The organism is Staphylococcus gallinarum (genome assembly GCF_000875895.1).
GTDB classification, from domain to species: Bacteria; Bacillota; Bacilli; order Staphylococcales; family Staphylococcaceae; genus Staphylococcus; species Staphylococcus gallinarum.
In genome coordinates this window covers 1-8,843 of sequence record NZ_JXCF01000013.1, presented here as the reverse complement: position 1 = coordinate 8,843, position 8,843 = coordinate 1, and the positions used below count along the sequence as shown (strand labels likewise).

Genomic DNA, 8,843 nt, shown 5'->3' with positions numbered 1-8,843 from the left:
GAACCGTCTAAATAGACATCACCATTTGTCTGTGGCAATATTCCACATATAATTTTCATCAAAGTAGATTTACCAGCTCCATTAATTCCTAAAAGTCCATAAACTTCATTAGGATAGACTTTTAAATTGATGTCTTTTAAAATAGTTTCTTTTTTAAATTGCTTAGTTAATTTTTGGGTTTCTATTTTATAATAATCCACAATTTAATCCTCCTTTAAGATTTAATTTATTAAAGTTTAACATTTAAAAAGTATATATAGCCTAACAATATTGTTAGAATTACTAATATGTAATTTTATATTGGAATACAAGAATGTGATATATTTGTAGAAAATAGAGTTAAAGATAAGGGGGACATATATGTATCTTTTAATATTACTTTTATTGATTCTAATTATAACTACTGTGATTTTGTTTAAAAAGCATAGTAGACTTAACATTTATATTGTAGCTACAGCACAACTTATTTTCGGTTTACTATTTTTCTACTATATATCAGTAATATTTAACTTTAGTATTTATATTATAGCGTCTATGTTTATTATACTTTCCTTATCAATACTAGTATTCATAGCTTTTTTAATTTTTAATAGTAAAAAACTTCTTGAAAAAGAAGGAAGTAGATTATCAAACCTTTTGAGCCTTGGTTTATCTTTGTTGTTATTATGGATAATAGTCACATCCCCTGTTGCTTTTTTTATAAATAAATCTTTAGCATCATATATATTTGTAGTATATATCTTTATTGTATCTTTACTTATATATTTTCTTAGTTTATTTATTAGTTGCTTTATTTTATCTCTATTTTATTCAAGAAGAAAGGTCAATAATAATATAAGATATATTTTAGTTTTAGGGTCTGGATTAATAGAAGATAAGGTGCCTCCTCTTTTGCAAAGTAGGATAGATATTGGTAAAAACTTTTTCGACTCTAAAAAAGACGCTGATATAAAATTTTTATTGAGCGGAGGACAAGGTAAAGACGAAAGAATTTCAGAAGCACAAGCAATGAAAAATTACTTGATATCACAAGGAGTAAATGAAAACAAGATAATATGCGAAAATAAATCACAAAGTACATATGAAAATTTACAGTTTTCAAAGAAATTAATTAAAAAAAATACTAATATCTTAATATGCTCAAATAATTTCCATATACTAAGAGCAGTATTCATAGCTAAAAAACTCAAATACCAACATTTTTATAGTCTAGGTAGTAAAACCAAAAATTATTTCTTTACTAATGCTTTTATTAGAGAGCTTATTGCAATATTAAAGATGGATTGGGTATTTCATCTATGTATAATTATATCACTTATATTTTGGATGGTTTTCACCTTGTTTAAATTATAATAGACTTTAGGCAATTTAATTAAATTGCCTAAAGTCTATTAATTTAACATTACTATTAGAAAAATCATTTTTATCATGTCTATGCGTTACATTTAAGACAATAGAAGTTTGAGCTAACTCCTCAATAGATTTAATTATGTATTTATGAGATTCTTTATCTAAATTAGAAGTGACTTCATCTAGTAAAATGATAGGTTTTTTTTGTAAAAAAGCGCGAGTTAGTACTAACCTTTGTTTTTGTCCAATTGATAGATTGATACTATCTGGGGAAATTTGGGTATTAAAACCATTTTTTAAATTTTGAATAAAAAATAAAGAATTAGTCATTTCGCAGGCAGCTCGAACTTCTTCTATATTTTTAGTTTCATCAATTCCATAAATCAAGTTATTATAAATTGTATCTTCTAGAATTTGAAGATCTTGTGTTATATAACTAAATAAGCTTCTCCATTCGTATTTAGAGAACTGCTCCTTATCAAAATCATCTAAATATATATTTCCTGTATAACCTGTATTTAATCCCGCCAATATATTTAATAGCGTACTTTTTCCACAACCACTTTCACCTATGATATTGTAAATATAACCTTTATAGAAATTCAAACTTATAGAATTTATTATCTGCTTGTTTTCTATTGTAAAGTTCAAATCATTTATTTTCACTTTTTGAGCAACATTATTATAAGCTGTGTCGACAGTAAAAACTTCTTCTTGCTCTTTATTTATTTTTAAGATTCTATCTGAAGCTCCAATTGCTCGTTGCACCTCTGTCCAATAAGATGTGATGGATACTATTGGATTAATTATTTGAAATAAATATAAGATGTAAGCGAACATATCTCCACTTTTCATCACATTATTTTCCATTAGGTAATAACCAAAGAATAAAATGCCAAAAATATTAACAAATAGAAGCAAGTTCATAATTGGCTCAAAAAAAGACAATACTTTAATTTTATGTAACTCTATATCAAACAATTTTTTTAATAGAGAGTAATTATGTTTCCTTTCAACGTTATATGTGCTCAAAGTTTTAATTAACTTTATTATAGATAATCTATTACTATAATAAGAAGACAAGTTAGCAGTTGCTTCTTGGGATTTGCTTGATACTCTTTTCATTACTTTACCTATAGGTAACATTACAATTACCAATATTGGTAATGTACATATTAAATATAGAGTCAAAGTTTTATTGATTACAAATAAAAAAGTCAGCGATACTATAACTGAAAATAAATTTGTCAAAAAAGTAGATAGTTCTTCAGAAAAAATTCTAGTTATGTTCATAGTATCGTTTACTAATCTACTAGTTAAATTACTAGCTGAATTTTTTAAGTGAAAATCATAAGGTAATTTTATTAACTTATTCCAAGTAACTATTCTAATATTTTGTATTATTTTTTGACCTATATATCCTAAAATATAAGTAGAAACACCAGAAAAAATTAATGTCAATCCAAAGCATAAAATGATAATTACAACAGTATTAGTTGAAATACTAGATTCATTCAAGTCATTTCTAATTATTAAAGGAATATATAATGAAACGCTAGTTCCAATCAAACTAAATAGTAATCCAATGCTTAAAAGTATGGTATTAGGCTTGGTTATTTTCCATAGCTCATATAAACCTCTAATAATATCATCACCTTTCAAACTATATACTATTAGTATATAGTTTGATTACACAAGAAAAAATTACACTTTTGTAATTTTCTGAATAATATATAGTAATTTCTTTTTTATAGTACTAAAATAACAACCGAAAAGGATTGTATAATTCTTTTTAATAAAATTTTTAGGAGTGTTTAAAATGGAAGCAGTAAAAGAGAAAAATGAACTTTTTGATCTTGACGTTAAAGTAAATGCAAAAGAGTCTAATGATTCAGGCGCAGAACCACGAATTGCTAGTAAATTTTTATGTACTCCTGGATGTGCCAAAACAGGTAGCTTCAATAGCTACTGTTGTTAATTCAAAAGAATTAAATTGGCAGAGTCTCAATAGAGGCTCTGCCTTAATTTTGAGGTGAAATAAAATTGGATAATATATTTGGACCATCAAATTTATACATGCTAAGAACCCCATTATTTTCAATAGAAACATATAAACATCATTTAAATTCTAATGATATAAATTACAATTTACTTTTAAAAAATGGAATAATTAAAGAATCTATAATGACAACTACATATAATCTTTATAAAAGTATTAGTAAAATAGATTTTGAAAAAAATAATAAAAAAGCCAGAAATGCGAAAGAAAGCATTTTAAAATATCTCATAAGAATGAGTACTAGAAGCACGCCATATGGAATGTTAAGTGGTGTAGCTTTAGGAGAATTCACGGAAAATAATAACATAAAAATTAAAGACCCTTCATGCCACAAAAAAGATGTAAAAGTAGACGGTCAATGGTTATACCAATTAGTTCATCATTTAGAAAGTGATTACACATATTACAAAGACAGTATTGTTATATGGAATCAGCAAAATTATATTTACAACAACCGTTTATATTTAGATAATAATTCATCAATAACCAAAAATAAAGATAATGATGCATTATCTGTCAAGTACAACACTATATTAATGTTTATACATGAAAAATCTTATGAAAATATCACTTATAAAGAGCTTATACATCTGATATCAAATGAGTTTAACGTAGAGAATAAAGAAGATGTGAAATTATTTATTCAAGAACTTATAAACAAAGAAATTTTATTTTCTAATTTGCGACCTGGATTAGAAAATAAAAACCCTTTGGATTACATTATTAAAAATCTAAACTCTAAAGACAGTTTAGTTGAATCACTTATTAATATTTCAAACGAAATAAAGAAATATTCTAAAATTCCTTTAGGGGAAGGTGAATCTAATTATTTATATATTATTAATTTAATGTCTAAATTATTTGACTCTAAAAATTATTTGCAAATAGATACATACGTGGATTACTCAAAAAACGAATTAAAAAAAAGTTTAGCTAATAATATTAGTGAAGCTGCATATGTTCTCTGGTTATTGTCTCCGAATCACTTTGGTACAAAAACAATTAGAAATTATCATGAATTTTTTATGGATAAATACGGATTTGAACAACTAGTAAATGTAAAGCAATTACTCTCTGATATAAATGGCTTTGGTTATCCTCAAAAAGCTAATTATAGTTTTTCTAATAATATTGCATTTCTAAAAGAAAAGTACTTACTTGCTATTCAAAATCATAGCCATATTGAAATAACAGAAACTGATATAAAAAAACTAGAAAAAAACAATACAGCTTCTGAAACAGATGCACCTGTTTCAACTGAAATTTATAGTGAAATCTATTTCGGAAATTTAATAGATGGTTATGACGAATACGCCGTTATAAGCCCAATATTAGGTTCTTTTAATTCAGGTGCTACCTTCGGAAGATTCACTGGTGCTTTTGATACAAAAAAGAGAAATCAATTAGAGGAAGAGATTGTACAACGTTACAATCATTATATGAATGAAAATGATTTGAAAATAAGTCAATTGAATGAAGCACCTCTTAATTCACGAAATGTAAATATTTTGAATAACAATAAGATATTCGATACTTCCTTAAATTTAAATTTACCTAAAAGTGATGTAGATATAAATGATATATTTGTTGGGGCCACATTTAACAAACTTTATCTGTATTCCGAAAAGTACAATTCAAGAATTTTATTCATATCTAATTCAATGTTTAATTATGAATTTGGATCTGAATTATATAAATTTTTAAGAGAGGTTTCGTTCGAAAAAACTAAATTCATACAGCCTATAACTGAAGAAAGTATCGACACATTGCCTTTCTGTCCAAGAATTATTTATAAAAATATTATTTTGAAACCAGCTACTTGGAAATTAAATTTGGAAATGTTCTCTGAATCTAAAGATTGGATAAATACATTCACAACTATTAGAAAGAAATGGGGTATTCCTGAAAATGTAATTATTGCTTTTGGAGATAATCGATTACTATTAAATTTATTGAATGACAAGCATCTCGTTATATTAAAAAAGGAGCTAAAAAAACATGGAAGAATCCGAATATTAGAGAGTTATATTAACAAATCTGATAATAAACGAATGTTAGAAATTGTTACACCATTATATAAGAAAACCCATTTAAAAGAAAAACATTTTATTATACCTAAAAATAGAAATAAGAACTTCCATAGTCTCAGAGACTGGTTTTCAATCCATTTAAGTATTCCTAAAACATACCAAGATAATTTCATTAGAGATTATCTATTTCCTTTTATAACAGAACTAAAAGTGAACAAACATATTAATGAATTTTTTTATATAAAATTTAAAAAAGATGAAGATTTTATAAAATTAAGGTTATTTAGAGAAGACGAAGATTATTCTCAAATTTATCCTTTCATAAAAAAATGGAAAGATTATTGTTTATTAAATAGTGAATTAAATGACTATTCTATAGTTGATTATATTCCCGAAGTATACAGATATGGTGGCCCTCATGTCATTGAAAATGTCGAGAAATTCTTTATGTATGATAGTTTACTCTCAATAAATATAATACAAACAGAGTTTGAATTTTCAAAAGAATTTATTGTTGCTATATCAATAGAATTTTTAATAGAACAATTAAACATTAGTGACAGTGAGAAAAAAGAAATCTTAATTAACAATGCTGAGGATTTATATCGTAACAATGAAATCAGAGAATATAAAAATTTGTTAGCTAAACTGACTAATTCAAAAAATAATTATCAATTTTTAAAAGAAGAAATACCAAAGCTTCATGAGTTTTTATTTAATAAAATTTCAATTTTAGAGACTCTTAAACATACATTACAAGAAAATTTATATACGTCTCGCTCTCGAATAATTGGTAGTTTTATTCACATGCGCTGTAATAGAATATTTGGAATTAACCCTGAAAAAGAAAAATTTGTTTTATCTATTTTTAACGAAATTACAAAAACTAAAAAGTACTGGGATGGTCGTGATTAATATTAATAATATTAAAACAATTTTAGAAAAAGAAATTGCCTTTTTGTCTGACGTTGAACAAGCTATATACACTATAGAAAATCAAAGTGAATATTGGGATCCTTATACTCTATCTCATGGTTACCCAGGTATAATACTTTTTTTACATGAATCAAAAGAAGTCTTAAATAAAGATCTAGAAAATACTATACATCAATATATTTTAAAACTAGGTAGTTATCTAGAAAATGGCATTGACGGATTTTCACTTTTCAGCGGGCTTTCAGGCATCGGATTTGCGATAGATATTGCGTCAGATAAACAGTATTCTTATCAGGGAGTCTTAAAACAAATTGATCACTTAATTATTCAATACGTTATTGATTTTTTTAATAATAATGAATTAGAAGTGACTCCTACTAATTATGATGTAATACAAGGGCTTTCTGGAATAGGAAGATATCTATTAAATAGAAGCTCATATAATGATGATGCAAAAAAAGTATTAAAGAATATACTTAATTATTTTAAAAAAATTCATTATTCCAAAAATAACTGGTTAGTTTCAAATAAGCATCAATTTTTAGATATAGATAAACAAAATTTCCCTTCGGGGAATATCAATTTAGGATTAGCACATGGTATTTTAGGTCCTCTTTCATTAGTAGCTATGAGTAAAATGAAGGGAATTGAAATCGAAAATCATGAACAGTTTTTATATGACTTCACTTCATTTTTACTAAAGTCTGAATTCAAACATAATGATGAGTGGTTAGATCGCTATGATATATTAGAAAAATACACCCCTCCTTATTCTGTTAGAAATGGTTGGTGTTACGGTGATACAGGTATTATGAACACTTTACTTTTATCTGGCGAAGCATTAAATGATAGCGAATTAATTAATACTTCCAAAAATATTTTACTTACTATAATAGAAAAGAATAATGAAGATTTAATCAGTCCAACTTTTTGCCATGGACTAGCTTCACACTTAACTATTATTCATCAAGCTAATAAATATTTTAACCTATCGCAAGTAAATACTTATCTTGAAACCATTGTCAAAAAAATTGTTGATCATTATTCTGAAGAAAATAATTTTATGTTTCAAGATATAGAATACTCATATGGTAAGAAAATTTATAAAAATAAAGTTGGGATTCTAGAAGGGCAATTGGGTGTTCTTCTATCTCTATTAGATTATATTGATACACAAAATCGAAGTAGGAAAAATTGGAAAGATATGTTTTTAATAATGTAATAGGAGGAGTAAGGTATGCATGGAAAATTATTGATATGCGCTACAGCATCAATAAATGTGGTTAATATTAATCACTATATAGTTGAATTAAAGCAATATTTTGAGGAAGTTAATATTTTATTTAGTCCGAGTAGCAAAAAATTTATAAATACTGATGTACTCAATCTATTTTGTGATAATTTGTACGATGAAACTCAAGATCCTCTTTTGAATCATATTAATATCGTAGAAAATCATGAGTATATTTTAGTATTACCTGCTTCTGCAAACACCATTAATAAAATCGCTAGCGGCATATGTGATAATCTTTTAACTACTGTATGTTTGACAGGATATAAAAGTCTTTATATATTTCCAAATATGAATATAAAAATGTGGGAAAATCCATTCTTACAAAAAAATATTGATTTACTTAAAAATAATAGTGTAAAAGTATATCCGCCTGATGTGAATAAATCATTTGAAATATCTAGCGGACTCTACAAAAACAGCATAACAATGCCAAATATTGAAAATGTATTAAGTTTTATATTAAATTCCGAAAAAAGACCTTTGGACTAACAAAGGTCTTTTTTAATCAAAAGTTTATATCCAATTTTACGTTCATTAATAATTTCTATTTCTTTGCACACTCTTAAATTATCTCTTAATCGATGTATATATACATTTATTGTATTAGAATCAACAAAGTCTTCTGTATCCCAAACATTTTTCTTTAAATCATCTTTCGACACATATCTTTCAAGGTTAGAATATAAATATTGTAGAATTTTCAATTCTATATTAGAAAGTTTTATTAAACGATTATTAAATACAAATTGTTGATTTTCAAAGTCTATCAATTCATCATCAATGTATTTAATATGCTTTTTTATCTCATTCAAAACTCTACATATTATTATGCTGCTAATTTCCTTATTCCTTACAATATATAAATCTATTCCTAAACTATAAAAATAACACTCTCTACTATAACTATTATTACCTGTCACTACAATTATTGGTGATTTTTCTATAGATTCTTTTAAAAACATATAATACTCATCAAACTTCTCATATACAATTATAAAATCAGGATCTATATTCGAAGAATTGATTGTAATCCTTCTATCTAATTCTAAAATACTTTCAGTAAGAGTTGAATCTACCTCACCTACAATATTAATAGCAATCATATTATTTCCCTTCAATCTTTAAGTAATTTGTATACGTCCAGTTTTCCTCTTCCATAATGTTTTTTATCCAT

At 25.5% G+C, this 8,843-nt stretch carries 8 protein-coding genes; 5 read left to right on the top strand and 3 right to left on the bottom strand.

Going from position 1 to position 8,843, the window contains the following annotated elements; genetic code table 11:
• A partial coding sequence (locus SH09_RS09620; RefSeq protein WP_042739438.1) for an ATP-binding cassette domain-containing protein occupies positions 1–200 on the bottom strand: 200 nt, incomplete at its 3' end.
• A 160-nt stretch (positions 201–360) separates the two neighbouring features.
• Between SH09_RS09620 and SH09_RS16925 the strand changes: the two genes are divergently transcribed.
• Complete coding sequence (locus SH09_RS16925; RefSeq protein WP_042739437.1) at positions 361–1,353, top strand: YdcF family protein; 993 nt, start codon at positions 361–363, stop codon at positions 1,351–1,353.
• 15 nt (positions 1,354–1,368) lie between these two features.
• On the opposite strand, the gene SH09_RS09610 is transcribed toward SH09_RS16925, so the two are convergent.
• The gene (locus SH09_RS09610) at positions 1,369–3,012 is read right to left on the bottom strand and encodes an ABC transporter ATP-binding protein (protein ID WP_042739436.1); all 1,644 of its coding nucleotides are present in this window, start codon (positions 3,010–3,012) and stop codon (positions 1,369–1,371) included.
• A gap of 157 nt (positions 3,013–3,169) precedes the next feature.
• On the opposite strand from SH09_RS09610, the gene SH09_RS09605 reads away from it, so the two are divergent.
• From SH09_RS09605 to SH09_RS09590, 4 genes are all read left to right on the top strand, one after another.
• Positions 3,170–3,328: a gallidermin family lantibiotic gene (locus tag SH09_RS09605; RefSeq protein WP_042739435.1), complete on the top strand. Its 159-nt coding sequence runs from the start codon at positions 3,170–3,172 to the stop codon at positions 3,326–3,328.
• Between the two features lie 65 nt (positions 3,329–3,393).
• On the top strand, positions 3,394–6,354 hold the full coding sequence (locus tag SH09_RS09600; protein WP_042739434.1) for a lantibiotic dehydratase: 2,961 nt from the start codon (positions 3,394–3,396) through the stop codon (positions 6,352–6,354).
• Positions 6,341–7,597 (top strand): lanthionine synthetase C family protein, encoded by a 1,257-nt coding sequence (locus SH09_RS09595; protein WP_082039211.1) that lies wholly within the window; start codon positions 6,341–6,343, stop codon positions 7,595–7,597. The genes SH09_RS09600 and SH09_RS09595 overlap by 14 nt, the downstream gene beginning before the upstream one ends.
• Before the next feature lie 15 nt (positions 7,598–7,612).
• Positions 7,613–8,158 (top strand): flavoprotein, encoded by a 546-nt coding sequence (locus SH09_RS09590; RefSeq protein ID WP_042739433.1) that lies wholly within the window; start codon positions 7,613–7,615, stop codon positions 8,156–8,158.
• Here SH09_RS09590 and SH09_RS09585 read toward each other — a convergent pair.
• The gene (locus SH09_RS09585; RefSeq protein WP_042739432.1) at positions 8,155–8,772 is read right to left on the bottom strand and encodes a winged helix-turn-helix domain-containing protein; all 618 of its coding nucleotides are present in this window, start codon (positions 8,770–8,772) and stop codon (positions 8,155–8,157) included. The genes SH09_RS09590 and SH09_RS09585 overlap by 4 nt on opposite strands.
• Positions 8,773–8,843 lie beyond the last annotated feature (71 nt).